The following is a 26,377-nucleotide window of genomic DNA, read 5'->3' on the forward strand; positions in this document are numbered from 1 at the left end:
GGCTTTCACTCACCCGGCCGGAGCGCCTGGCCGCGACCAGGACAAAACCTGGCGCCGGGAGACGCTTCCGCGCCACGGCACCGGCCTTTCAGTGGTCGTCGATGGGCAGCGCCGCCTGGATCTCGCTGATGTAGATCCAGCCCGCCCTGGATTGACCGGTCCTGGCGTTGTCCCGAATGAGGCGCACCGCCTCGGTGGCGCTGCTCTCGTCCTCGCAGACCAGCTCCAGCTTGACCTCGGTGATGATCTCCGCGCCCAGCTCGATGGAGTAGTTACGCTCCTGTTCGTCCAGCGCAGCGAGCATGCCCTTGACGTCAACCACCGACAGATTGGTGTAGCCCGCGCCCCTCAGGGCGCGAACTACGTCGGCGGCGCGATTGCGGTGAATGAAGGCCTTGATCTCTTTCATGGGTTTTTCTCCTTTCTGGATTCGAGCCATTCGTAGATGACCGGCAGTAGTACTAACGTTAGCAGGGTGGAGGTGATGAGCCCGCCCACCACCACGGAGGCCAGCGGCCGTTGGGTCTCAGCGCCCACTCCGGTGGAGAGCAGCATCGGGATCAGGCCGAGGATGGCCACGCTGGCCGTCATCAGCACCGGCCGCAGCCTCATCTCACAGCCGCGGCGCACCGCCTCGGCGACGCTCAGGCCCCTCTCGCGCAGCTCGTTGATGAAGCTCACCAGCACGATACCGTTCAGCATCGCCACACCGAACACGGCAATGAAACCGATGGCCGAGGGGACGGACAGATACTGGCCACTGATGAACAGCGCCACCAGGCCACCAATGGTCGCGAACGGTACGTTGGCGATGATGAGCGTGGCGTATTTCATCGAGTTGAAGGCGGTGTACAGCAACACGAAGATGAAAAAGATGGTCAATGGGACGATGATGGCCAGCCGCTTGAGAGCACGCTGCTGGTTCTCGAAGGCTCCACCCCACTCGATCCAGTAGCCGGGCGGTAGTTTCACCTGCTGCTCGATGGCGGCATTGGCATCTTTCACGAAGCCGTCCACGTCGCGGCCGCGCACGTCCATCTGAATCACCGCGTAGCGTTGTAATTGCTCGCGGCGCACGAAGGAATAGCCCTCCGCCGTGGTCACCTCGGCCACCTTGCCAAGCGGCACGATGGCACCGGCGGCCGTGCGTAACGGGATGTCACGGATGGCCTGTACCGAAGCCTTGGAGGCATCCGCGATACGCGCGGTGATGTCGAAGCGCTTGACGCCATCGATCAGTGTCGACACAGGCTGGTTACCGATGCCGGTGCGCACCACGGTGAGCACGTCGTCCGCATTGAGTCCATAGCGGGCCAATGCTTCCCGGTCCACCTTGATACGGATCTGCGGCTTGCCGAGGTTGGCTTCCAGCGCCAGATCGGCCACACCGGGCACCTTGGCGACGGCATTCTTGATCTCGTTACTCAAGCGGTCGAGTTCGCCCAGATCCTCACCGTAGAGTTTGGCGGCCAGGGTAGAGCGCACGCCGGAGATCAGTTCTTCCACCCGCATCTGGATAGGCTGGGTAAAGGCGATGACGGAAGTGGGCACGGTTTTCTCCAGTTCCTCGCGCATGGCCTCGGCCAGTTCCTCGACCGAACGTTCCCGCTCTTCCTTGGGCTTGAGCCCGGTGTAGATCTCCATGTAGTTCACGTCCGCGGTCTCACCCTTCTCGGCGCGGCCGATCATGGCGATGGTGGTTTCGACTTCCGGAAACTCGCCCAACGTCTTTTCGATCTTCTTGGAGATCTCGATGGATTGTTCCAGGGAGGTGGAAGGGATCGAGGTCACCCGCCACATGATGGAGCCCTCCTGCAACTGCGGCATGAACTCCTTGCCCAACAGCGGGAACAGCGCCAGGCTTGCGACCAGCAGCACTATGGCACTGACCACCACGGTCTTCTTGTTGGCCAGCGACCAGGCCAACAGCGGCAGGTAGCCACGCTTGACCCAACGCACCAGCAACGTGTCGCGTTCCTCCTTGGGCTTGAGAATCAACGCCGCCAGCACCGGAATGATCGTGAGCGTCAACAGCAGCGAGCCGGCCATGGCAAAGCTGATGTTGAAAGCCATGGGCTTGAACAACTTGCCTTCCAACCCTTGCAGGCTGAACAGCGGCAGGAACACCACGATAATAATAATGATGGCGAACGTGATGGGATTGGCGACTTCACGCGCTGCTGTCAGCACCGCGGCGCTACGGTCGACCTTTTCGCCCTTCTCGCGCCATTCGGCCATGATGCGGAAGGCGTTTTCGGTCATCACCACCGCACCGTCCACCATCATGCCGATGCCGATCGCCAGCCCCGCCAACGACATCAGGTTGGCCGACAGCCCCATCTGCTCCATAAAAATGAAGGCAATCAGCATAGCCAGCGGCAGCGCCGCGATCACCACAATGGCCGAACGCAGCTCACCGAGGAACAGGAACAACACAATAGCCACCAGAATAGAGCCCTCGATCAGCGCCCGTTCGGCAGTCGAGACAGCCTTCTCCACCAGTTCGGTGCGCTCGTAGACAGGCTCGATCTTCACGTTATCAGGCAACGCCGACTGAGCGATGGCCACTTTTTTCTTGACCTCTTTAACCACGTCAGCAGCGTTGGTACCGATGCGCGCCAGCGTCATACCCAGCACCACCTCTTTACCGTCACGGGTCACGGCGCCGAAACGCAACGCCGGCGCCTGCTCGATCATGGCAATATTGCGCAAGTACACCGGGGTTCCGTCAACCACCTTGACCATGATATTGCCGATATCGCGCTCGTCGGCCACCAGTCCCAGCCCGCGCACCAGGTATTGCTCTGGACCGAGATTGACGTACTGCCCGCCCACCTGGCGGTTATTGGCCTCGATGACGGCCATCACCTCTTTATACCCTAAGCCGTACTTGATCAAACGCAAGGGGTCGATCACCACCTGGAACTGACGCTCCTGTCCGCCCCAGGACATCACGTCATCGACCCCCGGAGCGGTGCGCAGAATCAGCCGTACGGTCCAATCCTGGATAGTACGCAAATCCATATCGCTCAGCCCCCCATTCAACTTCTCATCGGCGCGTTCCACCGTATACCAGAACACCTGGCCCAGACCTGAGGTGTTCGGCCCCATCTCCGGGCGGCCATATTCCTGCGGCATTCGGTTGCTGACTTCCTGCAGCCGCTCCATCACCAGCCGACGGGCGAAATAAATGTCCATATTGTCTTCGAAGTACACCGATACATAGGACAAGCCAAACAGACTGACCGAACGGATTTGGGTCACGCCGGGCAGGCCCGCCATGCCGGACTCCACCGGAAAGGTCAGTAACTGCTCTACGTCCTCGGCGGCCAGACCAGGCGACTCAGTGTAAATATTGACCTGCACCGGCGTTACATCCGGAAACGCGTCGATGGGAATGGTGCTGACCGCCCGCCAGCCCAGAAAACCAACCACCAGAAAAAAAATGATTACCAGAAATTTATAGCGTAACGACGCTTCAACCAGTTTATTCAGCATGATGTAACATCCTTAGTGCCCGTCGCCTTCGCCCATCTGTGATTTAAGCGCCAGGGATTTCAATAAAAACGCACCCTTGACGACAATCTCATCACCCTCGGCCAGCCCGGCTTTGATTTCGGTCCAGCCCGCACGTGTCATCCCGGTCTCCACCGGCTGCGGATGAAGTTCATCGCCCTCAACTTTAAATACCGTGGGCGAGCCCTGCATCAGCAGCACGGATTCCTGTGGAACAGCGACACGTGCCTCGCTATCAGCGGTCTCAATCAACACGTCCGCGTAGTCACCCGGCGACAACTGGCCGGCCTCGTTGTTTACCTCGATACGTACCGCCTTTGTGCGGGTGCCCTCGTCAACGCGTTGATGCAGCTGCACCACCTTGCCGTCCAGCCAGCGTTCGCCATGCACCCTCACTTGCGCACGCGTGCCAACGGTCACCTTCACCGCCTGTTCCGGGCGTAGTTGCGCGTCCACCCAGAGCCGCGAGATATCACTCACCTCGAACAGCACCCGCCCCGGCTCGACCACCTCGCCGATCACGAAGTCGTCACTGATCACCGTGCCGACCTGGGGGCTGAGCAGCTCGAAGGAGCCGGTGGCGCGGGAGGCATCGCCGTCGGCCAGGAGGCGCTCGATCTGCACCTCGGTCATGCCGTACGCGCGCACCGTGGCGTACGCGCGCTGGCGCGCCACCTGGACGGCGACATAGCGCTTATCGGACACCACCTCACGGCCGAGCTTGCGCACGCGGCTCCACTCTCGATCAGCCTCGACGAGCGCACCTTGGGCCCCGGCCATCTCGACGCTGGAGAGTGTCACCAACGGTTGGTCCTTCTCGACCTGCTCACCGAGGCGCGCGCGGCGGGCGACCACCTGGGCACCAATACGCGGCGTCACCTGGGCAGACGCGTAGGCGTTCATGCGCACCTCACCCGGAGCGATGACGGCATCGGACAGCGTGCGCCGCGCGACCCTCTCGGCACGGATTCCCTGCGCCTCCCGCTCGGCCGCCGCCATCTTCAAGGCGCCTCCTTCCTCGTGGCCGCCTGCCTCTCCGGGGCCCTGCTCGGCCAGTGCGACAGAAACCGGCAAACCCAGACCCGCGAGCATCAGGCTTAACAACAGTGCCCGTGTGAACGTTATCTTCATGTTTTGTATCTCCAGAATTCGTGCGTGAAAGTTTAAGGTTCAGCGCGCATCGCGCCGCCAAGCCAGGCATCCACCTGGCCGCTGGCCACCAGCCAGTCAGCCCAGGCCCCCCACAGGCGACCCTGGACCTCCAGGGCATTCATGCGCGTATCAAGCGTCTGGTTGAGCTGTACCAGGTAGTCCGCCGTGCTCATCTCGCCGGACCGCCAGATACGCTCTAGCAGCGCCACCTGGCTACCGAGGCTGGCCTGGCCACTGGCTTGCCAGGCCAGCCAGGCGCCGCGGCTCAGTCGATAGCGCTCGGCGGCGGACAACAACTGCGCCCGCGCCCGGCGATAGACGTCCTGCAGGGACTGTTCAGCTCGCGTCTGTTCGGCATAGGCGGCCTTTACCTCGGCCCTGAAGCTATTGCGGACATACAAGGGAATGCTAAAGGTCAGACCAGTGAGGCCATAGGCATCGCCGTTGCCGTTGCGGAAGGCACGTTCCTGGCCGGCGCGCACGCCGATCGTCGGATCGGGCCGGCGCTCGCGGCTGCGCAAGGTGACGGTGGAGCGGGCGGCGGCGACCCGCGCCTGTTGGGCGCGTAATGCCGGCAGATTCTTGAGCAGCGTGTCCGCATCGACCGTTTGCAACACGGGCAGATCACCCGGTAACAGCGGCCAGTTCCGGCGCGGGTTGCCGGTGATGGCGATGAGGGCCTGCTCTGCGTCGGCCAGATCCGAGGCCATCTGGGACAACTGGAGCGTAGCCTGGGTGTGTGCGAGGCTGGCCAGGTCCAGCTCGACCTGATTGATGTCCCCGGCCTGGCGACGCTGTTCCGCCAAATCCAGAAACCGTCGCATCAGCTCCTGGCGTTGCTGCGCGAGTCGCTGAATGTCTGCGGCGGTGTGATAGCGCCCCAGTGCAGCGAGCAACTCGCCAGCCAGCTGTTGGCGCACGGCCGCATACTCCGTCCGCACGGTATCAAGCTCGGCATCCGCCACTGCGGTGCGCGCTCCGCGTTTGTCGGCCCAGTCGATGGCCTGGCTCAGGCCCAGGGTACCGGTACGGGTCTCGGCCTGCTCGGCATTTAGCTGCAGCTCCGGGTTGTAGAGAGGCCGGCCCGCGCCCCGGGCGCGGGCCTCAGCGGCTTCCACTGCGGCGCGCGCGGCCTGCACGCCGGGGTTCCGCTCCAGCGTCTCGCTAAGCAGTTGCCGCAGCACCGGCGAGGTCCGCAGGGTTGTAGGTTCATCTTGCGCTGTGGCCGTGCCAACAGCAGCAAATGACAAGAGTATGCTCAGCAGCCGGACCAGCACCGGCCACTGCATTCGCAGTGTATACATGTATTCGAAATCTCCATTCGACAGACCAAGGTTGTGCGCTCGCATACGCGCGAGGCGTTATAGCAACGGATCATAAGATGGCCGCTGCCCATGCAGCTACCAGTGCGGTCGTGGTGGTGCCGCCCAGCAATAGAACTGGCCAAGCATACTACGACAAGCCAGTCAAACCACCTTTCTTAAGTCAACGCAACTATACAACTGCCTGCCCTTAAAAAGCTTAAAAAGTCCTTAAAAAGCCCGGTTAATTACCTTCCGGTGCCGACATAAAAGCCGGCCCCCTCGAATGAGCGGAAATAGCCGGAAAACACGCAACGATTCCCCGAGCCGATGCGATAAGGTAGTCTGGCGATCAACACTCTGAATAATTGTGCACCGTGGAAGATCGCTGAAACCGTGACTCTTGGAACCCTGTTCTGGCTGTTTGTGGCCGGATTCGCTGTCTGGTACTGGTGGCGCGCCAAAGCCATCAAGGATTTCGTGCTTCAGGCCGCCCACCGCTACTGCAAGCGCATGGATGTCATGCTCCTGGACGACGCCGTATTCCTTCGGGGGCTCTGGTTCAAGCGCGATGACCAGGGCAGGCTCCGGGTATGGCGCAGGTTCCTGTTTGATTTCACCTCCACCGGTGAGGAGCGCTATACCGGCCGGATCATCATGCTCGGCCAGCGTATCCAGCACATGGAGCTGGAGCCTCACCGGTTTTCCTGAGCACTCAGCCATGCCCCGGTTTCATGCCCTCACCCAAATGGGCGATTCCCGCCCGCCCCCTTGGCCCGAATAATCGACAACGCATTGACGACCGTCGGCTTCATAACGCAGCCGTCAACAAAAACAACAGGAGTCAACCATGCGTATCCGATTTACCGCAGCAATCATGCTGGGGCTGGCCATGCTGTCCGCCTCGTTTCTCAGTCACGCCGGTTACACCCAGACCCGCTACCCCATCGTTCTGGTCCATGGCGTTACCGGCTTCAACACCATTGGTGGGCTGGTCAACTACTTCCACACCATTCCCTGGAACCTGGAACGCAGTGGCGCAAAGGTCTATACCGCCAGCGTTTCATTCGTCAACAGCAGTGAGCAACGGGGCCAGCAACTGGCCAACTATGTCAACAGCCTGGGCTATGCCAAGGTCAACCTGATGGCCCACAGTCAGGGTGCCCCCACTTCCCGGGTAACCGCCGCACTGATTCCCCAGCGGATTGCCTCGATCACCTCCATCGACGGCGTCAACAAAGGCTCCAAAGTGGCAGACGTGGTTCGCGGTATTCTTCCGCCCGGCAGCTACGTGGAGGGCGGGGCGGACGCCATTGCCAACGCCCTCGGCGGGCTGATCAACGCCCTGTCCGGCGCCAACAACCCACAAGACGGACTGGCCGCACTGGAGACCCTGACAACGCCCGGCACCACCAGCCTGAACGATGCGCTGGGGTGGAAAGGGGTTAACCGCAACGCCTGCGCCGGCACCAGCGAGGACGTGTGGATTAATGGCAACCGCATCAAATTCTTTTCCTGGACCGGCCGTGGCGTCTGGACCAACGTCTTTGACATCACCGACCCCTTCCTGGGCATTACTGCCCTGGTCTTCGGCAGCGAGCCGAACGACGGGCTGGTCGGCGTCTGTTCGACCATGATGGGTAACGTGATCGGCACCCAGTACGACATGAACCATGTGGACGCCATCAACCATCTGCTGGGCGCCCGGTCCCTGTGGACCAATCCGGTGACGCTCTACCGCACCCAAGCCAACCGCCTGAAAAACCGCGGGCTGTGAGGTGATCATGAAACAGCCCCTCATCGGTTACCGCCGATGGCTGTTTCCCGTTGCCCTGTCGGCCATTCTGGCCGGCAGTGGCCTCTGGTACGGCATAAACTATTACCCGCCTTTGCCAACAGCCGAAGCGCCGCTTTCCAGTGCGGAGCAAGCCGGGCCCGCGCTGCCTTCACCGGCGAGCCTTCCCGCAGCCGCGACAGCGGAGACCCGGGTTCCGCAGGCACGCAACACCACCCCCAGCTCGCTTGGCCCAGACCCCTTCGCGCCTTCCCTGGCCGGCACTGATATCGACGGAGCCCTGCAAGCGGACGCGAACGGTCAACTGGTCATCAACCTGCAGGTCCGTGACTTCTTCGACTATTTCCTCAGTACCGTTGGTGAGGTCTCACCGGAAACGGCCATCCGCCAGATTGAGCGGATGGCCCGGACGCATTTGCCAGAGCCCGCTTCCGGGCAGGCACTGGCACTGCTTGACCAGTACCTGGCTTACAAGCAGGCCTCCCTGACCGTGATGCAAGCGAGCCTGGACCCGGCCCGCCGGGAAGACCCAGCCTATCAGTTGGCAGCGCTGGGCGATGCCCTTGCACAGTTAAAGACACTCCGGCAATCCACCTTCGATGCCGACGTTCACCAGGCCTTCTTCGGGCTTGAGGAAGCCTACAGCGAATACACCCTGGCCACGCTGGCCATCCAGCAACGGGACGACCTGAGCGAGCAAGGCAAGCAGGCATTGGTTGAATGGCACCGGAACCAGCTGCCGACGACTCTGAAAACAACCGAACAAGACCTGCATGCCAGCACCCGCCAGCAACAGGCGCGGGTTGCCGCCATCAACTCCGCCAGTTCACCAGACGCTGCCGGCCAGCAGCTCAGGGAACTGGGCCTGGACCCAGACGGCGCAGAGAGCGTGGTGAAGTACCTCAAACACCGTGAGCGTTTTGATGAGCGCTTTGAAAGCTTTCAGGAGGCGCTGAGTCAGAACGGCTCATCCGGACTGGCCACGCAGGATCTCGCGAACCAAAGAGAAGAACTCTTGCTCCGGCATTTCCCGGACGAGCAGGACCGAACCTGGGCCCGCCTTAAAATGCTCGATAGCAGTTGACAGGAATGTGCTCAGGCTCGCGAAAGCGCGGGCCTGAGCCCGCTACAATCCGGGGACTGGCGCGCCATTGGATACGGTGATGAATACCGAGCAGCTCAGACACCAGCAGGCAACCGGTTTCCCGCGACTGCGCTTTGCACCTGATCTTGAACAGAGTTACCGGAAAACCCGCGCATCGCTGATCCGACAGCGGGCACGGCCCGTTTCCATCGCGGGCCTGATCCTGTTCCTGATCTACGCCGCCATGGATGTGCTGACCCTGCCCGCCGAGCTGGCCCGGGTCACCGTGTCCATCCGGCTGGCTATCACCTGCCCGGTTATCGCCATCGTGGCCTGGCTGGCTTTTCGCCCTGCGCCTTCAGACAGGACCTTTGAGCAACTCTATACACTGGCTTATTTCCTGGGCGGCCTCAGCGTAATTGCAATTATCGGCGTGGCCCGGCACATGGCATTTCCGCTGCCCTACGAGGGTATGATCCTGATTCTGATGTTCGGCTACTTTGCCATGGGGCTGCCGTTCATTAGCGCTTCCCTGGTCTCACTGGCCCTGGTTTTCAGCTATTTCATGACTGAGCTCTGGAGTGGGATGCCAGGCCCTGCCATCATGAGCAATCTGTTTTTCCTGATGACCGCCAACATCATCGGAATGGTGGGTGCCTGGACCAGCGAGTACCGTCACAGGGCCCATTTTCTCGACCGCCAGTTACTGGATCTGATGCACCAGGCGGCCAGGGACGAGAGTCGGCGTAAAACCGAACTCATCACCGCCGCCAGCCATGACCTGCGCCAACCCCTGAATGTGATCGACATAACACTGGAAAACCTCTCGCCGGGTTCCGGGGAGCCTGGCGAAAATCCGGTAATGACCCAGTTAAAAGACACCATCCGGCATCTTCGCCGCCTGCTCGGCACCGTGTTCGACAGCGCCAGACTGAACGAAGGGATGGTGCAGGCGGATATCCGGCAGACGCCGCTGGCACCGATTTTTCGTGACATGGATGATTTCCTGGCCGATTCCCTGGGCAGCCAGGCGGTGGAACTGCAGATCGACCACCACTCCGCTGATCTTCACGTTCTGGCCGATCCGTCCCTTCTGTTGCGGGTGCTCCAGAACCTGGTTTTTAATGCAGTGGAACACAGCGGGGGCAGTACCATTCGCCTTTTTGCGGAAGCCATAGACCAACAGGTGCGTCTGCAGGTCACGGACAACGGCGCGGGGCTGCCACCAGAACTGGAGGGAACCCTGTTTGCACCTTATGTCCGGGGGCAGGGTCCGACTGAACGGCCCGGCCTGGGTCTTGGCCTGACCATCGTTCGGGAATTCGTTGCCCTGATGCACGGAACCTGCGGCGTAGAGACAGAACCCGGCCGGGGCTCGGCGTTCTGGGTACTGCTGCCGGCCCCTGTCACAACCACCCCTGGGAGCGGGCAAGGTTCACGCACTCTGTCCGGTTATGAACGCCAAGCTGTGTGAAAATCGCCTTGAGATGGGTTTTCACGGTGTGCTCGGTGAGGTTGAGACTCTGGCAGATTCGCTTGTTGGGGAAGCCCTGGCCCAGCAGCAGGAGAACGTCCATCTGCCGCGGTGTTAGCGGCAGATCCGGCCCCGCTGACTCAAGACCACCCGGAAAGTAGCTGTCGCCACGGGTCACTGCACGAACCATGCTCACCAGGGCGGACCGCCCGGCAGACTTTGCAAGAAACCCACTTGCGCCCGCCGCTTGTGCTGCCCGCACTGTCGTTTCGTCTTCACTGCTGGAGATAATTACCACCGGGGGTGATGTCCGGTAACTGGCCAGTCGCGGCAGCAACGCCAGGCCCGTCTCACCCTGCAGCGCGATGTCCAGCAGGATCAGCTCGAAGCCATCCTGACGGGCCAGAAGGCTGGCGGCGGCCTCCACCGTTCTGACCGTGGTAACAGACCCTGCCAGCCCTTCCTGCTGGATAAGACCCGCCAACCCTTGAGAAAACAGGACATGATCATCCACCAGCAGCACTCTCGCCAGGGGAAGTGGCTGTGCAGGACGGGCAACGGATTGCTCCGGTTCTGATCTGATGGCATCCATGGATACGCCTCTCCCGGTGTGTTTATTTTTGTTACCGCGGACACAGCACTATAGGCCAGCCGAACCTTTCACTCCGCGGCCTGATTAACACTTTTACACGAACGCCCCCAATCGCCGGCATTGGGCATTCCGAATGAAATACAAATGTCACATTTCTGAAGCATCCTTATTGGCTCTCAACCACCTGTCTTGGAAAGGTTTTTCTTATAATGCCGAGATTCAAAAGGAAGATTGTCACAGTATCGGGACTCTTGCTGCCGGCCATTCTGGCGTTTCAGACCCAGGCCTATGAGCTGGAAATCCACGGCTCCAATACGGTAGGCGCGACCCTGGCCCCGATGCTGGTCAGAGGGTATCTGGAGGAACACAGTGGCAACCGGGTCACATCCATAGGTACCGGCGTGGAAAACGAGCAGGTCCTTCAAGCCCGGATGAACAACAACACGACGGAGGTGCTGGTCGCAGCCCATGGGTCAAGTACCGGTTTCAGGGCGCTGGCCGCCGGACAGGCCGACATCTGGGCCTCGTCCCGCCCGGTAAAGTCGGAAGAAGCACAGCAACTTCAGGCCCGGGCAGACCTCACGGCACTGGAGAGCGAACATGTCATCGCCATTGATGGCCTGGCCATTCTGGTACATCCCTCCAACCCCGTTAGCCAGATGAGCATTGACACCCTTGGCCGGGTATTCTCCGGTCAGATCCGCCGCTGGTCAGAGCTCGGCGGGCCGGACCGGCCAATCCACCTGTACGCGAGGGACCAGCGTTCCGGCACCTGGGATACCTTTAAAACCCTGGTTCTGGGCAAGCAATTCAAACTGGACGAAAAGGCAAAACGTTACGAATCCAACGATCAGCTCTCGGATGATGTCAGCCAGGATCCATCAGGGGTTGGTTTCTCCGGCCTCGCCTCGGTCCGCGACAGCAAGCTCCTGGCTATCTCCGAAGGCAATGCACCGGCACTCCGGCCCAATCAGCTGACCGTGGCAAGCGAGGACTACCCTCTGTCCCGACGGCTCTTCATGTACACAGCCGGTCGTGAAATACCACCTCTGGCGGCCGGACTGATCGAGTTCTCGCTCGGCCAAAAGGGCCAGGCTCTGGTGGCCGAGTCCGGATTCATTTCTCAGAACCCCATCGCCGTAAAGCCAGGATTTGACGATGCGACACCGGAGAGCTTTCGTCGCCTGACCAGCAACTACCAGCGTCTGACGGTCAATTTCCGCTTTTCCGAAGGCCGGACAAAGCTCGACAACAAAGCCCGAAGGGATCTGCAGCGGGTTCAGCAGTACCTGGTGCAACAGGGCCGGTCCGCCGACGACCTGCTACTGATCGGATTTGCCGACACCCAGAGCAACGAGTTGCGGGCCCAGATGATCTCTGAGCTTCGCGCCCTGTCGGTTCGCAAGGCTCTGCAGGAGGTGGATGTCGAAGATGTTGCCTACACCGGCTATGGTCAGTATATGCCCGTTGGCGGCAGTGGCAGCCCTCGCAATGGCCGCGTGGAGGTCTGGATCAAATCCCGACAACCATGACCGGTGATGGCGTCGCGACCAAAGTATGACCCAGAACTGTGGCAATCACCTATCCGCCCCGGCGTCACAGTTATGTTTGGGTTTTCTATACTAACGGTGTCATTTCCAACCAACAGACAGGGGCAATGGACATCCAAAACGACCACCGTTTCGCGATCAATCTGAATGTACGGGGCATCCAGCCCTCAGCCACCCTTCGCATCAACGAGCTGAGCAACCAGCTCAAGTCCGAAGGCAAGGACATCATCAAGCTCGGGCTGGGGCAATCGCCCTTCCCGGTTCCTGAACGCGTGGTGGAGGCGCTCAGAGCGCACGCCCACGAAAAGGACTACCTGCCGGTCAAGGGCCTGAGAGGCCTCCGAGAGGCCATCGCCGGTTACATTAACCGAAGTGAGCGCATGCGCTGTACCTGGGAAGACGTTCTCATCGGCCCGGGTTCGAAAGAGCTGCTGTTCATGCTGCAACTGGCCTATTACGGCGATTTGCTGATTCCGCGCCCGAGCTGGGTGTCCTATGCCCCGCAGGCGCGGATCATCGGCCGCTCGGTACACTGGCTGCCGACCCACGCCGAAAATAACTGGCAGCTGACCGCCGAGGAACTGGACATCGTCTGCCGCGACGACCCGTCCCGGCCCCGGATCCTGATCCTGAACTACCCGTCCAATCCGACTGGCTGCACCTACACCGACGACCAGCTGCTGGCCATTGCCAACATCGCCCGCAAATACCGGCTCATACTGCTCTCGGACGAGATCTACGGTGAGGTGCATTTCGAGGGCAGGCACAAATCCATCGCCCGCTACTACCCGGAAGGCACCATCATCAGTACCGGCCTGAGCAAGTGGGCCGGTGCCGGTGGCTGGCGTCTCGGTACCTTTATTTTCCCGCCGGAACTCCGTCCGCTGCAGGATGCCATGGCCATCATCGCCAGCGAAACCTACACCGCCACCAGTGCGCCCGTTCAGCACGCGGCCATCGCTGCGTTCAACGGCGGTGAAGATATTGATGAATACCTCAGGCAGTCCCGCCGGGTTCTGAAAGTGGTGGGCGAATACATGCACCGTCGCCTGAGCGAGATGGGCGCGGTCATCCAGAAGCCGGAGGGCGCCTTCTACCTGTTCCCCGACTTTTCCGGATTCCGGGACCAACTGGCCAGGAAAGATATCAAGACCAGTCAGGCTTTCTGCCAGGCCCTGCTGGAGAATACCGGCGTGGCCATTCTGCCCGCCAGCGATTTCGGCTTCGTACCGGATCACCTGGCGGCCCGTCTGGCCTTTGTGGATTTCGAGGGCGCCGAATCCCTGCAACTGGCGGGTGGCGACGACGCGGATCAGGAACTGGGCGACAACTTCGTCAAACAGGCCTGCCCGCGCCTGGTCAAGGCCATGGACAGGATGGAGCAGTGGCTGAACAGCCTCTGATCCTGCCGTGTTAGACTGGCGCCCTCATTCTCTTACGGGATATCCACGAGGGTGCCATGTCTGATTCTGCTTCCCTGCTCGAGATTACCGACTTTGCCGAAAACCTGTCTCGCGAGGCAGGCGAACTGATCCGCCGCGAGCGTGCAGGCAATGCCTTGCGTACCGACTACAAACACCAGACCGAACTGGTGACCCATGCCGATGTGATGGCCGATGAGTTCATCACCGGCGCTATCCGCAAGCGATTCCCTGGCCATCGCATCCTTTCCGAGGAAACCATGCCGGACCTGAGCCAGGCCGAGGAGCTTGAGACGCCGCTGTGGATAGTGGACCCCATCGACGGCACGGTGAACTACGCCTACGGCCATCCCCAGGTGGCGGTATCGATTGCCTATGCCGAAAAGGGCCGGGTACAGGCCGGGGTTGTGCACGCGCCGTTTTCCGGCGAAACCTTCCGGGCGACCCGTTCAGAAGGCGCCACCCTCAATCATCGTCCTATCCGCCACAGTGGCGCCACGGTTCCCCGGGACTCACTGTTCGCCACCGGTTTTCCGTATACCAAGGACAATCTCGAGCCACTGGTCAAACGCCTGGACGCGATGCTTCACCAGTGCCGGGATCTGCGCCGCATCGGTTCAGCGGCGCTGGACATCTGCTGGGTGGCCTGCGGACGCCTGGACATCTATTACGAAAACGTCAGCCCCTGGGACTTCGCCGCTGCCCGCCTGATCGCCCTGGAAGCCGGCGCCACAGCGGGTCATTTCAGCAAAGTGCCGGACGGTTACCCCGCCGACCTCTGGGGCCGGGACATCCTGATTTCGGCACCGGCGGTCTGGGAGCCGGTTCGCGGGATTCTTCGTGCGGCTTCCGGGTATGAGTGAGGTTTCGGAGCCAGCCTCTGTTGTGCAGCCTGCCGGCTTTAGAGGCAGGCATGGAATGGGAGCCTTCTTCCCGGAATGTCGGAGGCCAAGGATGGCCGGAAACAAGCGCACATGGATGTGCTCGTAGCGGTTCTGTGCAGGGCAATCCCACCAATCCCCTGCGCCACAAGCATCAGGCTACGAACCAGAAGCCAACTCGAAGCTTAGCCCCAAACACCTTCAGCAACCAACCCCCAACTCTCGTCGAAGTCGGTCGAAGGCAACCGCGAAAACGAGGACCGGACAAACCGTTGGATTCGGCCTTCCACGAACACCAGGACATAATCCGCCCCCCGGGCGGCACTGGTTCGGGGCCTCAGGCCCTGGCGGATTTCGCCTTCCTTGAGGGTCTGGCGCACCTGGGTTTCCAGGCGTTCGAAAAACTGCGACGCGCGTCTGCGCAGGGCGTCGTTCTCGCCCATCAGGGCATCGCCGGTCAGCACGCAGCACAGGCCCGGATTGCGTTCGGCGAACACCAGTACCAGATGCACCAGTTGTTGCAGGCGAACCCGCACATCCTCCTGCTCCTGGAGGATCACCTGGCAGCGTGAGAAAACCGCTTCTTCGGCAAACTCAATCAGCGCCTCGAACATTTTCCGCTTGCTCGGAAAATGACGGTACAGCGCCGCCTCGGTGACGCCCACGGACCGGGCAAGGCCGGCGGTGGTGATGCGGGCTCCCGGGTCGGTCTCCAGGAGTTCCACAAGGGCATGGAGAATCGCCTCGCGGCGACTGGGTTTCTGGTCAGTCATGGCAGGACAGCAGCGCTCTGATTTACGTTGTCGGGGCCGGATGAACGCTTCCACCTGACCCCAATTTCAGCCTTAAAAGAAAGTGCCATCAATCGGCGACGATGCGCTGGCATAGAGTTTCTTGGGCATCCGGCCCGCCAGGTAGGCTTCACGGCCGGCTTCAATAGCCAGGCGCATGGCGTTGGCCATTTTGATGGGGTCCGTGGCCTGGGCGATCGCTGTATTCATCAGCACCCCGTCGCAACCCAGCTCCATGGCAATGGTGGCGTCGGATGCAGTGCCGACGCCGGCGTCGACCAGCACGGGGACGCTGGCATTCTCGACAATCAGGCGGATGTTGTAGCGGTTCTGGATGCCAAGCCCGGAACCAATGGGCGCGCCCAGGGGCATGATTGCAATACACCCCATCTCTTCAAGGCGCTTGGCCAGCAATGGGTCGTCGGAGCAGTAGACCATCACCTTGAAGCCGTCCCGGATCAGTTCCTCGGCCGCCACCAGTGTTTCGGTCATGTTCGGGTAGAGGGTCTTCTCCTCGCCCAGCACTTCCAGTTTCACCAGGTCGTGACCATCGAGGAGTTCCCGGGCCAGCTTGCAGGTGCGCACCGCATCTTTGGCCGTATAGCAACCGGCGGTGTTGGGCAGGATGGTGTAGCGTTCCGGAGAAATCACATCCAGCAGGTTTGGCTCATCCGGGTTCTGGCCCAGGTTGGTCCGGCGAACGGCAACGGTGACAATTTCCGCACCACTGGCCTCAATGGCATGACCGGTTTCCATGAGGTCGCGGTATTTGCCGGTACCCACCAGCAATCGGGACTGGTAAACCCGGCCGGCGATTTCGAGGGATCTGTCTTCGGGAAGCTGGAGTTTGGATGTTTCTGTCATAGTGTTCCTGGGTATCTTGAATTCGGGACGACGGAAACCGTCGGTACCATTGGTTCAATCAGTGGCAAGCGCACTATCGTCAGCCGCCACCAATGGCGTGAACGACTTCCACACGGTCGCCATCGTTCAGGGTAAATTCCGGGTGCCGGCTCCGGGGGACGATGTCCTCATTAACCTCGACAGCCAGCCGTTTGCCGCCGAGGGCCATTTTATCGATCAGCGTGGCAATGGTTGCGCCTGCCGGCAACTCCATCGCATCGCCATTTACCTGAACCTGCATGTGTGCTGCACCTCTGTACATTTATCATTTGTTCCGGCGTAGCGCCGATATTACCAACAGCGCCCAACCAACCATAAAGCACACCCCGCCGAGCGGAGTGACCGGACCAATCCAGCGGATGCCGGTCAGAACCAGCAGGTAAAGGCTGCCACTGAACAGCAGGATTCCAGCCAGATAAAACCCCGCGGCCCAGCGCAGAAGTTTTCTGGACAGGCCCAGCCCGGACAACACCGCTACCAGGACCAGAGCAATGGAATGGTACATCTGATAGCTGACGGCGGTCTGGAAAACTTCAAGACCCCGCTCACTGACCAGGCCGCGCAGGCCATGGGCGCCAAAGGCACCGGCCATCACCGCCAGAAGTGCCAGAAAGCCGCCTGCGATCAGGGGGAACCCTAAAACGCGTCTTTCGCCCCCAGGTACGGGTTCAGCAGTCACAGTGGATCTTTTCCCCGGAATCCAGATTCATCATGGTCAGTGCGCCGCCCCAGACACAGCCGGTATCCAGGCCGATGAACCGATCAACTCCGGTGTTGCCTTCCAATGCGGCCCAGTGCCCGAATACCACACGCGTATCGTCACCACGAGGGTAACGGAACCAGGGGGCAAAGCCTTCCGGCGCACTATCCGCGGATTCCTTGGTGGTCAGCTCCAGTGTGCCGTCCCCGGCAATAAATCGCATGCGGGTGAAATAATTGGTGATAACCCGCCAGCGGTCCATACCCGCCAGGCCTTCATCCCAGCACTCCGGCTGATTGCCATACATGTGGGTGAAGTAGTCTTCCGCCCCATGGCCACGGATCACCTCTTCCACCTCACGGGCACAGCGCATGGCCTGGTCCACAGACCAGATATGGGGCAGACCGGCGTGAGCCATGACCAGGTTGCGGGCCGGATCGTGAATACAGAGAGACTGTTGCCGGAGCCAGTCCACGAGCCGGTCGTAATCCGGCGCTTCGAGGATGTCGGCCAGGGTGTCTTTACGACGGGTCTCATGGCCACCCAGAGCCACCGCCAGCAGATGCAGGTCGTGATTGCCGAGCACCACCTCCGCAGAGGCCCCCAGGCTTTCAATGTATCTCAGGGTTTCCAGTGAGGAAGGGCCCCGGTTGATCAGGTCCCCCGCCACCCACAGACGGTCCCGTGAGGGTGAGAAGTCCACCTTGGCCAGAACATCCCTCAGGCGGTCGTAACAGCCCTGAATATCGCCAATGGCGTAGTCAGTCATTACTTACCTCGCTTGCCGTTTTAGCCACGCCTTTCTCATTCACCAACAGATCGGCAATGGCCACGTAATCGGCCAGGCCCAGGTTTTCAGGGCGCAGGCCGTCGTTGATTCCCAGACTCTGCAGCTGTGCCACTGACACCATACCCCCGAGGGCCTTGCGCAGGGTTTTCCGGCGGGCGTTGAAGGCGGTCCGCACCACGGCCTGCAGGGTGGTCAGATCCCGGGCCGGGTGCGGCAGGGTCTCGTGAGGAACCAGACGGACAATGGCCGAATCCACTTTCGGTGCCGGCCGGAAAGCGCCGGGGCCGACGTCAAATAACGGCTGCACCTTGCAGAAATACTGGGTCATAATGCCCAGGCGCCCGTAATTGTTGTCCCCCGGCACCGCCGCCATCCGCTGCACCACCTCTTTCTGGAGCATGAAGTGCATGTCCTGCACGACACCTGCCTGCCCCAGCAGGTGAAAAATCAATGGCGTGGATATGTTGTACGGCAGGTTACCGATAATCCTCAGGGGCCGGTCAACCATCAGTTGGCTGAAATCAAACTTGAGCGCATCCGCCTCGTGGATCCGGAATTCCGGGTAGTTGAAGAATTTGGTGCGCAGTACCGGAATCAGGTCCCGGTCCAGCTCCACGACCTGGAGCCCTGGGTTCACCGCCAGGATTTCCTCGGTCAGGGCGCCCAGGCCAGGGCCGATTTCGATGATCGAGTCATCCGGCCCGGGGTTAATGGCGCGGATGATGCGCTCGATAACGCCCGGATCGTGCAGGAAGTTCTGGCCAAACCGCTTTCTGGCCTGGTGGCCGGCTTTGTTACTCACAAACGTGTCTCTAGACTGGAAGATTTGCGACAGCGGGCCATTTGCTCACCCACTTTGATGGCCGTATGCAGGCTGCCGGAATCGGCCCGGCCGGTGCCGGCCAGGTCCAGGGCCGTCCCGTGGTCCACGGAAGTGCGCACAATGGGCAGGCCCAGGGTAATATTCACGGCACGCCCGAAACCCTGGAATTTCAGCACCGGCAGCCCCTGATCATGATACATCGCCAGGACGGCATCGGCCTGGCCGAGCCAGTGTGGCGTGAACAGGGTATCGGCCGGAAGCGGCCCGGTCAGTGACATACCCTCACCCCGGAGCTTGTCCAGGGTTGGTTCGATAGTTTCAATTTCCTCACGGCCAAGATAACCACCCTCACCGGCATGGGGGTTCAGTCCGGCCACCAGAATCCGCGGTTTTTCGATCCCGAAGAACCGTTTCAGGTCGGCATCGAGAATCCGGGTAACCTGGGACAAACGCTCCGGGGTAATGGCTGCCGAAACGTTCTTGAGCGGTAAGTGGGTGGTTACCAGCGCCACACGCAGCTGCTCGGTGGCGAGCATCATCACCACCCGCCGGACCCCGCACAGTTCCTGCAGAAATTCGGTGTGGCCACTGAATGGGATACCGGCATCATTGATCACCCCTTTGTGAACCGGGGCCGTGACCATGCCATCAAAATCCCCGCCCAGACAGCCGTTACCGGCGATTTCCAGGGTTTTGAGCACATAGGCGCTGCTGGCAGGGTCCGGCCTTCCTGCCTGGTGACTGGCACAACCCTCCACGTGCAGCACGGACACATGGCCCGCCTCCATTCGGGGTGCCTCACCCGGGCGCCAGGGATGCAGCACAACCGGCAAATCCATTTGTTGCGCACGGGCTTCCAGCAGCGGCTGGCTTGCAACCACCACAATTCCGGCCATCCGGATCTCCAGCGCAAGCTGAAGGCACAGCTCCGGACCAATGCCGGCCGGCTCGCCGGCCGTCAGTGCCAGCACCATGGGGTCAGCCATCAGGAAACCGGCTCTTCTTCCGTGGGGGCATCATTGGCGTACTCACCCTTGAACTCGACGAAGGCCTCGCCGCGGATTTCCCGGAGCCAGTTCTGCAATTCGGTCTCGAACTTGCGGCGGTAGATTGCCTGGCGTGCCTCGGTCTCCCGCACTTCAGCACTGATGTCCTTCTGACGGCGCTCCTGAACCTGAAGGATGTGCCAGCCAAACTGGGACCGGAAAGGCCCGCGAAGCTCGCCGACATCAGCCTCAATCATGGCCTGCCCAAACGCCGGCACCATCTGGCCCGGGCTCACCCAGCCGAGATTGCCGCCGTCGGAGCCGGAGACCGGGTCATCGGAATACTCCTTAGCCAGGGAGCTGAAATCGGCGCCATTCTGAAGCTGTTGGTAGAGATCCCGGATCCTGGCTTCTGCCTGGCTGTCGGTTATCGCTTCGGACGGCCGAACCAGAATATGACGAACGCGATGCTGCTGAATGACCTGCTGCTGCTCACCGCCGCGTTTGCCCATCACCATCACCAGGTGAAAGCCACTGTTGTTTTCCAACACCGGCGATGGCTCTCCCACAGCCAGATCCGGCACCACCGGAGCGACCAGAGAGGGCAGTTGCCCCTCGGCCCGCCAGCCCATGTCACCACCTTCAAGGGCATTGCTGGCATCGGATTCCGCGACAGCAGCTTCGCGGAAATCGCGCCCTTGGGCAATCTCGCCGCGCAGACGCTCAGCCTTTTCCCGGGCGGCTGCCATTTCAGCGTCATCGGAGGGATTGTCAACGCTAATGAAAATATAGGCCAGCCGATATTCCGCACCGTTGTTTCCGCGGGCTTCCTGGCTCTCCAGATAGTTCTCGACCTCCCGGTCACTCACCCGGACCCGGTTACCCACCTGCCGCTGCTGCACCCGGCTGGTCAGCATTTCCTTGCGGATCTGCTCCCGGGCCTGGTTATAGGTAACCCCTTCCGCTTCCAGTTGCGCTTCAAACTCGGACAAAGCCATGCCGTTGCGCTCGGCAATATTGGCCATGGTTTCGTTCAGTTCGTTATCGCTGATGCGCATGCCGGCCCGTTCCGCCATCTGCATCTGAATCGAGTCGGTGATCAGTTGGTCAAGAACCCGTTCTTCCAGCAACTGTCTCCGCGGCAGTTCGGTACCCTGGGCCCTGAGCCGGCTGGCGATGGTGTTAATCCGGGCCTCCAGCTCGGTCTGGAGAATGACATCCTCATCCACGATGGCCACCACCTGATCCAGCAGTTTTCGCTCTGCCTGCACGGTCAGCGGTGCCAGAACGGCAAGAAGAACCAGTAACGCCTGAACACAATGGCGAAGAGTCGCCTTCATAATCACCTCTGCAAATAGAATATGAGCCTGCACGCCGTTACCGAACTCCCTGACCGGGGCTTAGTCCCGTTCCTGATCAGGGAGTTCCGTAACGGCGACGCTCCCTTTCGTCAAACCCGTAAATCGCCTCGGCAACCCTGGCCGAGGCACCACCACTGCCACCCAGTCCTTTCATCTGAATCTGAAACAGTATGCGCCCCTGAAGCTCCCGGTCGGCAGTCAGGTAATTCTGGTGAACCACCTGAATGCTCCAGCAGCAGTTGTTGTATTCAAGGCCGGCCAGGGACCCCACGGTCCGATTAAGATCCGAATCATAGACCCAGCGGCCGATCAGACTAACACGGTCCGTCACCGGGAAAACCGTCGCAATGTCTGCCTGTTCAATCTCGCCCCGACTGTAAGTGTGCCCCAGACTGGCGAGGTAGCGGTAATCACTGGAATGGAAAGTCAGTTGACTTCGGCCTTCCTCGGTATCACCGGTGTCGGGATCCCACAGACCAGATGACCGGATCTCCAGGGTATCAAGCGGGTTGAGCACCACCTCACCCGCCAACGGAGAGCGGCTCCGGGTTCCGCCCCCCTCACCAAACAGGGTTACCTTACGGTCGTCAAAATACTGCACCTGGCCGATACTGAACCTGGCCCGCTCGGCACCGGTTAGCAGGTCATTGAAACGGCTGGTCAGGGCCACGGTCAACTGGTTGGCGTCACCTACCCGATCACCGCCGGTAAAGCGATCCGGCTGAAACAGCTGGTCGAACCGGAAGGTCTGGAGGTCGGTGTCAAAGTCAGGAATGTCATTCTGATCCGCGTTCGCATCGGCCCATACGTAGTACAGCCGGGGCTCAAGGGTCTGGTTGTAGGGCACATCAAACAGACTGCCCTGACGGTCGAAATAAAGCCCATTATCCCACTCGGCAACCGGCACCGTGCGATCAAACGCGCCATCACCGAGATCGTAATCGTCAAGATCATAGCGGGTGTAATCCACGCTCACCGAGGGGCGGCTGAAGCCCCATAACGCCCGCACTGGCATAGCCAGTTCCGGCCGGGCACGGAACCGCTGACCGTTGGCCTGGTCCAGACCAGTCAGTCCTTCGTTATCACGGTAAAAAACGGTGTACTGACTCTCAAGATTCGCTTCCAGGATACCCACGCCCGCCTGTCCCGCGTAAATTATTTCAGGCAACTGGGCATAGGGCTTATCCGCATTGGCGATACTTTCACTGATGGTCTGGTAATCGTTAAGGTAGGCCTCAAAATACTGCTGGTCACTCCGGTAGGTGACCCCCCCCTTTCTTTGCAGGTGGGTTGCCTGGTTGATCTCCAGGTTACGGTTCAGGTCGCTGAAATAGTCCTGGTCACTCACTGCGGAAAAATCACCGTAGCCAGACCAGCCACCGCCGAACACCGCCCTCGTGGTGGCATCCAGAGCCCAGCGCTCACCGGATTCGCCGGGATTCTCGGCCGCAAACTCCGAATCGCTGCCAATGTAGCCCAATTGCAGCGTCGTCTCGCCCAGCGAACTGAGATAGCGGCCCTCGGCCTCGTTGAACAGGCCCCGGCCAGTCATGTACTGAGGCGTGAGCGTGGCGTCATAATGGGGCGCAAGATTCAGATAATAAGGTAGCGCGAGAAAACCTCCGCTACCGGCCGTGGAAGAACCGAACTGGGGATACAGAAAACCGGATTTCCGGCGGTCATCAATAGAAAAACTGGCCCAGGGCCAATAGAAAACCGGCACATCCAGAACTTCGAGGCGAACGTGCCGGGCAGTGCCAAAACCCTCCGCCCGATTCAGCCTGATATCCGAGGCGACAATGGCCCAGTCGTTCTGCCCCGGACCACAGGTGGTCAGTAACCCGTCTTCCATCACGACCTGTTGCTCGCTGAGCCGTGACAGACTGCCGGCCCGGCCACGCATTTCCGGCCCATGGAGCAGAAAAGTGGCGGTATTGACGTCGAGGCGTCCGGTCTCGACGTTGTAATTCGCGCTGTTACCGGTCAGCAGGAAGTCGCTGCCCCGGCTTACCAGAGGCCCCAGAACCGACACCGCCCCCTCGGCCTGGCGGTATCTTGCTTCCGTACCCGTTACCTGGAACTGGCCCTGTCGAATGCGGACATCGCCCTGGAGAAAGAGTTCCTGGTCTATCTCGTAGCGGGCATTCAGGCCACTGGCTTCCAGGGGCTGTTCCGCGTCAACGCCTCCGGCAAATGCACCGCCTGCGCCTTCACCATTGCCGGATGGCAGGTAGCCGCCGTCACAGAACGCGGGCAATGCCAACCGGGTCTTTTCCGGCAGCTCGGCCCTGGGGCGCCAGTCAATCTCCGCCGCCGAGGGGGCCGTTTCAGCATGGCCAGTGGCCCATCCGAGCCCCAGCGTGCCAGCCACCAGCAATAGGCCATACCGGTGCAGCTGCCGGTTTTCCGGCCTCTGCAGAGGGCGTTCTGGACATGGCACAGTAGCTGAATCCTGTTCCGGGTGAATGTGGGGACGGGCAACCTATACAGCGGGCTAGTTTACACGCGCCCTCCGGGGTTGTTAACGGAAACTCCGCTGCAAAACCGTTTTACCCTCTTTATACTCGTCTGCTAACTTTTGCTGTCAGCGACAACTTAATTTACAAGGATCGCAACCCGAGCCATGGACACCCGCCAGCAGTTGCTGACCGACTGGGTCAGACAGTTTCCAGGACTTGAACAGAGCAAACCCGAACCGGTTTCCAGCGACGCCAGTTTTCGCCGCTATTTCCGGGTCTGGCGGCGCGTGGGCCAGGATGAGCACACGCCTTTTATCGTGATGGATGCGCCGCCGGAACACGAGGATTGCGTGCCCTTTGTCGCCATTGCCCGACACTGGCACCGGCACGGCGTGGCGGTTCCGGACCTCGTGCAGGCCGATCTGAAACAGGGCTTTGCGCTGCTGGAGGATTTTGGCGACCAGCTGATGCTCGGGCAACTGAACAATGACTCTGCCGACCGGCTCTACCGGAATGCGATGGATGAGCTGATCCTGATTGCCCGGCAGACCTCGCCTGCCAACTATCCGCTGCCACCCTACGATGTCACGCTGCTTGAGCGGGAAATGGCCCTGTTCCCGGACTGGTTGCTGGAGCAGCAGTTGGGCATAACTCTCGAAAACAGCGACAAAGCCCTGCTGGACACCACATTTTCCATGCTCCGTGAAAGTGCGCTGGCCCAGCCGGAAGTTACCGTCCACCGGGACTATCACTCCCGCAACCTGCTGGTGCGCCCGGGCCAGGCCCGCCCCGGCGTCATCGACTTTCAGGATGCGGTGACCGGACCGGTGACCTATGATGTGGTCTCACTGCTCAAGGATTGCTATATCCAGTGGCCGGAAGATCGCATCTGCGACTGGCTGGAGGCATTTCGCCAAAACAGCCTTGAAGCCGGGCTACACCGGGCAGACCCGGAAACGTTCCGCCAGTGGTTTGAACTGATGGGCATGCAGCGCCACCTGAAGGCAGCCGGGATATTCGCACGGCTGTCCATCCGGGATGGCAAGCATGCCTACCTCAAGGACATTCCCCGCACGGTGCAGTACCTGATTGTGGCCAGCAGCCGCCAGCCGGCGCTGCGCCATTTTCACGAATGGCTCAGCGACCGGGTAATGCCCCTCATCGAGGCCAGTGTCGGCCCGGAACAGGAGCATTCACCTCAGTGAAAGCCATGATTCTCGCAGCTGGCAAAGGTGAACGCATGCGGCCGCTGACGCTGTCCACCCCCAAACCCCTGCTTTACGCCGGAGGTAAACCGCTGATTGTTCACCACCTTGAACACCTGCGCCGGGCGGGATTCCGCGAGGTGATCATCAATCATGCCTGGCTGGGCGACAAGATTGAAGAAACCCTGGGCACTGGCGAGCAGTTTGGCCTGTGCCTGCGTTACTCCCGGGAGGGTGAGCCCCTTGAAACCGCCGGAGGCATCGTCCGCGCACTTCCCCTGGTCACTGCGGGCGAATCCGACTGGTTTGTGGTAATTAATGGCGATATCTGGAGCGACTTCGAACTGACGAAACTCAAACCACCCGAGCAGTCAGACGCACTGCTGGTGGTCACCGACAATCCGCCACACCATCCGGGGGGCGACTTTTGCCTGACGCCACAGGGTGTATTGGCCGAATCCGGCCCTGACAGGTTGACCTTCACCGGCATCAGCCTGTTGCACCGCCGCCTGTTTGAGGGCCTGACGGATCAGGCCGGCAAGCTGGGGCCGGTCCTGCGCAAAGCCATGGGCGAAGGCCGCGTGAAGGGCCTCTACCATCCGGGCCAATGGGTGGATGTGGGAACTCCGGAACGACTGAGAGCGCTGGACCGGCAACTTCACAGCGGGGAGTCCGGAAACCATGGCAGGCAGTAACAGGCAGCCCGTGCTGCCGGCCCGAATGGAAGCCGAATTTTCCAGCCTGATGCGGGAACTCTCCGCGTGCGGCCATCAGGCAACCACCCTGATCGAGCGGGCCCGCTTACCCCGGTGGTGCCGGCGCCCGCTGTTCTTTTTCCTGGGCTACATTGCCAGGGCGGAAGGGCGGGTCACCGAAGCCGACATTGGCTACGCCGAATCGCTGATCAAAGCCATGAGACTGTCGGCGCGCCAGCGCCGGCGCGCCATCAACTGGTTTCAGCAGGGCAAGGCCGCCGGGCAACTACCCGTTATCCGGGGGCTTGCCCTGAGGCTGTCCCGACGCCTCTGGCCGGCACCGGCACTGAAAACCGCCATCTGCCTGTGTCACGCCAGCCAGCTCAGCGGCCGCCCCGGTAAACTGCGGCGCTACCGCTGCGAGGATGCCATCGACCAGATTGGTCTGCCCGTGGGTGTCAGCGACGACATTTTTGACAGCTACGCCAGCAAGGTCTGGGCTCGACACACAGAAAGCCAATCCAAGCCAATTAGTTACCAGCAGGCGTGCGAACTGCTGGGGGTCACCCGGCGGGATTCACTGAAGGTGATCAAACGGGCCTACCGCAAAAAAATATCCGAATGCCACCCGGATAAGTTGGCGCAACAGCAAGTCAGTACCCGCGAAAAAAGTCTGGCCAAGGAACAATTGTTGAATTATCAGCAGGCCTGGGAGCTGATAAAACGGCACCACGCCGCCAACTAACCATTATGTCACCGGGATTCCAGCCAGGCCGCAACGCGGCCGTCACAAAAAGCCACCAGATGGGTACCCACAAACCTCGATTCCACGCACAGATCCCGACCCTTTGACTGCGAAAACACGACTGAGCTGTTAAACTGGGAGACTGCGCGGCAG

Annotated in this window: 24 protein-coding genes; 10 read left to right on the forward strand and 14 right to left on the reverse strand. The window is 60.8% G+C overall.

Annotated features, from left to right (window positions below; translation table 11 throughout):
* Window positions 1-88: 88 nt before the first annotated feature.
* The 4 genes from QPL96_RS04705 to QPL96_RS04720 are packed head-to-tail and all read right to left on the reverse strand — an operon-like array spanning window position 89 to window position 5,972.
* Complete coding sequence (locus QPL96_RS04705) at window positions 89-439, reverse strand: P-II family nitrogen regulator (RefSeq protein ID WP_303285903.1); 351 nt, start codon at window positions 437-439, stop codon at window positions 89-91.
* Window positions 406-3,498, reverse strand: a complete 3,093-nt coding sequence (locus QPL96_RS04710) for an efflux RND transporter permease subunit (RefSeq protein WP_303285904.1) — start codon at window positions 3,496-3,498, stop codon at window positions 406-408. Before QPL96_RS04710 ends, QPL96_RS04705 begins: the two co-directional genes overlap by 34 nt.
* A gap of 12 nt (window positions 3,499-3,510) precedes the next feature.
* On the reverse strand, window positions 3,511-4,647 hold the full coding sequence (locus tag QPL96_RS04715; RefSeq protein WP_303285905.1) for an efflux RND transporter periplasmic adaptor subunit: 1,137 nt from the start codon (window positions 4,645-4,647) through the stop codon (window positions 3,511-3,513).
* Between the two features lie 32 nt (window positions 4,648-4,679).
* Window positions 4,680-5,972, reverse strand: a complete 1,293-nt coding sequence (locus tag QPL96_RS04720; protein WP_303285906.1) for a TolC family protein — start codon at window positions 5,970-5,972, stop codon at window positions 4,680-4,682.
* Window positions 5,973-6,365: 393 nt separating this feature from the next.
* Here QPL96_RS04720 and QPL96_RS04725 point away from each other — a divergent pair, with 393 nt between their 5' ends.
* The 4 genes from QPL96_RS04725 to QPL96_RS04740 all read left to right on the forward strand — a co-directional run bounded on the left by QPL96_RS04725 (window position 6,366) and on the right by QPL96_RS04740 (window position 10,322).
* On the forward strand, window positions 6,366-6,680 hold the full coding sequence (locus QPL96_RS04725; RefSeq protein WP_303285908.1) for a DUF3301 domain-containing protein: 315 nt from the start codon (window positions 6,366-6,368) through the stop codon (window positions 6,678-6,680).
* 139 nt (window positions 6,681-6,819) lie between these two features.
* Entirely contained in the window at window positions 6,820-7,746 is a 927-nt protein-coding gene (locus QPL96_RS04730; protein ID WP_303285909.1) for a triacylglycerol lipase, read from the forward strand.
* Between the two features lie 7 nt (window positions 7,747-7,753).
* A complete protein-coding gene (locus QPL96_RS04735; protein ID WP_303285911.1) occupies window positions 7,754-8,848 on the forward strand; it encodes a lipase secretion chaperone in 1,095 nt (364 codons plus the stop codon).
* Between the two features lie 79 nt (window positions 8,849-8,927).
* The gene (locus tag QPL96_RS04740) at window positions 8,928-10,322 is read left to right on the forward strand and encodes a sensor histidine kinase KdpD (protein WP_303285912.1); all 1,395 of its coding nucleotides are present in this window, start codon (window positions 8,928-8,930) and stop codon (window positions 10,320-10,322) included.
* Here the strand turns inward: QPL96_RS04740 and QPL96_RS04745 are convergent.
* Entirely contained in the window at window positions 10,255-10,914 is a 660-nt protein-coding gene (locus QPL96_RS04745; protein ID WP_303285913.1) for a response regulator transcription factor, read from the reverse strand. The genes QPL96_RS04740 and QPL96_RS04745 overlap by 68 nt on opposite strands.
* A 209-nt stretch (window positions 10,915-11,123) precedes the next feature.
* Here QPL96_RS04745 and QPL96_RS04750 point away from each other — a divergent pair, with 209 nt between their 5' ends.
* From QPL96_RS04750 to QPL96_RS04760, 3 genes are all read left to right on the forward strand, one after another.
* The gene (locus QPL96_RS04750; RefSeq protein ID WP_303285915.1) at window positions 11,124-12,446 is read left to right on the forward strand and encodes a substrate-binding domain-containing protein; all 1,323 of its coding nucleotides are present in this window, start codon (window positions 11,124-11,126) and stop codon (window positions 12,444-12,446) included.
* A gap of 125 nt (window positions 12,447-12,571) precedes the next feature.
* A complete protein-coding gene (locus tag QPL96_RS04755; protein WP_303285916.1) occupies window positions 12,572-13,867 on the forward strand; it encodes a pyridoxal phosphate-dependent aminotransferase in 1,296 nt (431 codons plus the stop codon).
* A gap of 56 nt (window positions 13,868-13,923) precedes the next feature.
* Complete coding sequence (locus QPL96_RS04760; RefSeq protein WP_303285919.1) at window positions 13,924-14,748, forward strand: inositol monophosphatase family protein; 825 nt, start codon at window positions 13,924-13,926, stop codon at window positions 14,746-14,748.
* A gap of 203 nt (window positions 14,749-14,951) precedes the next feature.
* Here the strand turns inward: QPL96_RS04760 and slmA are convergent, their stop codons facing one another.
* The 9 genes from slmA to lptD form a co-directional block, all read right to left on the reverse strand.
* On the reverse strand, window positions 14,952-15,539 hold the full coding sequence (gene slmA / locus QPL96_RS04765; protein ID WP_303285921.1) for a nucleoid occlusion factor SlmA: 588 nt from the start codon (window positions 15,537-15,539) through the stop codon (window positions 14,952-14,954).
* A 72-nt stretch (window positions 15,540-15,611) separates the two neighbouring features.
* Window positions 15,612-16,421: a thiazole synthase gene (locus QPL96_RS04770; RefSeq protein ID WP_303285922.1), complete on the reverse strand. Its 810-nt coding sequence runs from the start codon at window positions 16,419-16,421 to the stop codon at window positions 15,612-15,614.
* A gap of 79 nt (window positions 16,422-16,500) precedes the next feature.
* Window positions 16,501-16,701 (reverse strand): sulfur carrier protein ThiS, encoded by a 201-nt coding sequence (gene thiS / locus QPL96_RS04775; RefSeq protein ID WP_303285923.1) that lies wholly within the window; start codon window positions 16,699-16,701, stop codon window positions 16,501-16,503.
* 24 nt (window positions 16,702-16,725) lie between these two features.
* On the reverse strand, window positions 16,726-17,085 hold the full coding sequence (locus tag QPL96_RS04780) for a DUF423 domain-containing protein (protein WP_303286137.1): 360 nt from the start codon (window positions 17,083-17,085) through the stop codon (window positions 16,726-16,728).
* A 43-nt stretch (window positions 17,086-17,128) separates the two neighbouring features.
* On the reverse strand, window positions 17,129-17,929 hold the full coding sequence (locus QPL96_RS04785) for a symmetrical bis(5'-nucleosyl)-tetraphosphatase (protein ID WP_303285924.1): 801 nt from the start codon (window positions 17,927-17,929) through the stop codon (window positions 17,129-17,131).
* Entirely contained in the window at window positions 17,922-18,752 is an 831-nt protein-coding gene (gene rsmA, locus QPL96_RS04790) for a 16S rRNA (adenine(1518)-N(6)/adenine(1519)-N(6))-dimethyltransferase RsmA (RefSeq protein WP_303285925.1), read from the reverse strand. Before rsmA ends, QPL96_RS04785 begins: the two co-directional genes overlap by 8 nt.
* Window positions 18,749-19,759 (reverse strand): 4-hydroxythreonine-4-phosphate dehydrogenase PdxA, encoded by a 1,011-nt coding sequence (pdxA, locus tag QPL96_RS04795; protein ID WP_303285927.1) that lies wholly within the window; start codon window positions 19,757-19,759, stop codon window positions 18,749-18,751. The genes rsmA and pdxA overlap by 4 nt, the downstream gene beginning before the upstream one ends.
* The gene (locus QPL96_RS04800; protein ID WP_303285929.1) at window positions 19,759-21,099 is read right to left on the reverse strand and encodes a peptidylprolyl isomerase; all 1,341 of its coding nucleotides are present in this window, start codon (window positions 21,097-21,099) and stop codon (window positions 19,759-19,761) included. The genes pdxA and QPL96_RS04800 overlap by 1 nt, the downstream gene beginning before the upstream one ends.
* A 76-nt stretch (window positions 21,100-21,175) precedes the next feature.
* Window positions 21,176-23,497, reverse strand: coding sequence for an LPS-assembly protein LptD (gene lptD / locus QPL96_RS04805; protein ID WP_303286139.1), 2,322 nt, complete (start codon window positions 23,495-23,497; stop codon window positions 21,176-21,178).
* Window positions 23,498-23,743: 246 nt separating this feature from the next.
* On the opposite strand from lptD, the gene QPL96_RS04810 reads away from it, so the two are divergent.
* The 3 genes from QPL96_RS04810 to QPL96_RS04820 are packed head-to-tail and all read left to right on the forward strand — an operon-like array spanning window position 23,744 to window position 26,224.
* Complete coding sequence (locus tag QPL96_RS04810; protein WP_303285931.1) at window positions 23,744-24,784, forward strand: aminoglycoside phosphotransferase family protein; 1,041 nt, start codon at window positions 23,744-23,746, stop codon at window positions 24,782-24,784.
* Window positions 24,781-25,479, forward strand: a complete 699-nt coding sequence (murU, locus tag QPL96_RS04815) for an N-acetylmuramate alpha-1-phosphate uridylyltransferase MurU (protein ID WP_303285933.1) — start codon at window positions 24,781-24,783, stop codon at window positions 25,477-25,479. Before QPL96_RS04810 ends, murU begins: the two co-directional genes overlap by 4 nt.
* Entirely contained in the window at window positions 25,466-26,224 is a 759-nt protein-coding gene (locus QPL96_RS04820; RefSeq protein WP_303285935.1) for a DnaJ domain-containing protein, read from the forward strand. The genes murU and QPL96_RS04820 overlap by 14 nt, the downstream gene beginning before the upstream one ends.
* Window positions 26,225-26,377: the final 153 nt, after the last annotated feature.

It is taken from the genome of Marinobacter sp. SS8-8 (assembly GCF_030540945.1).
Taxonomy (GTDB): Bacteria; Pseudomonadota; Gammaproteobacteria; order Pseudomonadales; family Oleiphilaceae; genus Marinobacter.

Bases quoted from the DNA above. Each gene is read 5' to 3' on its own strand.
- QPL96_RS04740 (WP_303285912.1), top strand. From the start codon at position 8,928: ATGAATACCGAGCAGCTCAGACACCAGCAGGCAACCGGTTTCCCGCGA.
- QPL96_RS04810 (WP_303285931.1), top strand. From the start codon at position 23,744: ATGGACACCCGCCAGCAGTTGCTGACCGACTGGGTCAGACAGTTTCCA.
- QPL96_RS04770 (WP_303285922.1), bottom strand. From the start codon at position 16,421: ATGACAGAAACATCCAAACTCCAGCTTCCCGAAGACAGATCCCTCGAA.
- QPL96_RS04710 (WP_303285904.1), bottom strand. From the start codon at position 3,498: ATGCTGAATAAACTGGTTGAAGCGTCGTTACGCTATAAATTTCTGGTA.
- thiS (WP_303285923.1), bottom strand. From the start codon at position 16,701: ATGCAGGTTCAGGTAAATGGCGATGCGATGGAGTTGCCGGCAGGCGCA.
- QPL96_RS04760 (WP_303285919.1), top strand. From the start codon at position 13,924: ATGTCTGATTCTGCTTCCCTGCTCGAGATTACCGACTTTGCCGAAAAC.
- QPL96_RS04730 (WP_303285909.1), top strand. From the start codon at position 6,820: ATGCGTATCCGATTTACCGCAGCAATCATGCTGGGGCTGGCCATGCTG.
- QPL96_RS04800 (WP_303285929.1), bottom strand. From the start codon at position 21,099: ATGAAGGCGACTCTTCGCCATTGTGTTCAGGCGTTACTGGTTCTTCTT.
- QPL96_RS04755 (WP_303285916.1), top strand. From the start codon at position 12,572: ATGGACATCCAAAACGACCACCGTTTCGCGATCAATCTGAATGTACGG.
- QPL96_RS04735 (WP_303285911.1), top strand. From the start codon at position 7,754: ATGAAACAGCCCCTCATCGGTTACCGCCGATGGCTGTTTCCCGTTGCC.
- pdxA (WP_303285927.1), bottom strand. From the start codon at position 19,759: ATGGCTGACCCCATGGTGCTGGCACTGACGGCCGGCGAGCCGGCCGGC.
- QPL96_RS04705 (WP_303285903.1), bottom strand. From the start codon at position 439: ATGGCTCGAATCCAGAAAGGAGAAAAACCCATGAAAGAGATCAAGGCC.
- QPL96_RS04715 (WP_303285905.1), bottom strand. From the start codon at position 4,647: ATGAAGATAACGTTCACACGGGCACTGTTGTTAAGCCTGATGCTCGCG.
- QPL96_RS04720 (WP_303285906.1), bottom strand. From the start codon at position 5,972: ATGTATACACTGCGAATGCAGTGGCCGGTGCTGGTCCGGCTGCTGAGC.
- QPL96_RS04785 (WP_303285924.1), bottom strand. From the start codon at position 17,929: ATGACTGACTACGCCATTGGCGATATTCAGGGCTGTTACGACCGCCTG.
- slmA (WP_303285921.1), bottom strand. From the start codon at position 15,539: ATGACTGACCAGAAACCCAGTCGCCGCGAGGCGATTCTCCATGCCCTT.
- QPL96_RS04750 (WP_303285915.1), top strand. From the start codon at position 11,124: ATGCCGAGATTCAAAAGGAAGATTGTCACAGTATCGGGACTCTTGCTG.
- QPL96_RS04745 (WP_303285913.1), bottom strand. From the start codon at position 10,914: ATGGATGCCATCAGATCAGAACCGGAGCAATCCGTTGCCCGTCCTGCA.
- QPL96_RS04820 (WP_303285935.1), top strand. From the start codon at position 25,466: ATGGCAGGCAGTAACAGGCAGCCCGTGCTGCCGGCCCGAATGGAAGCC.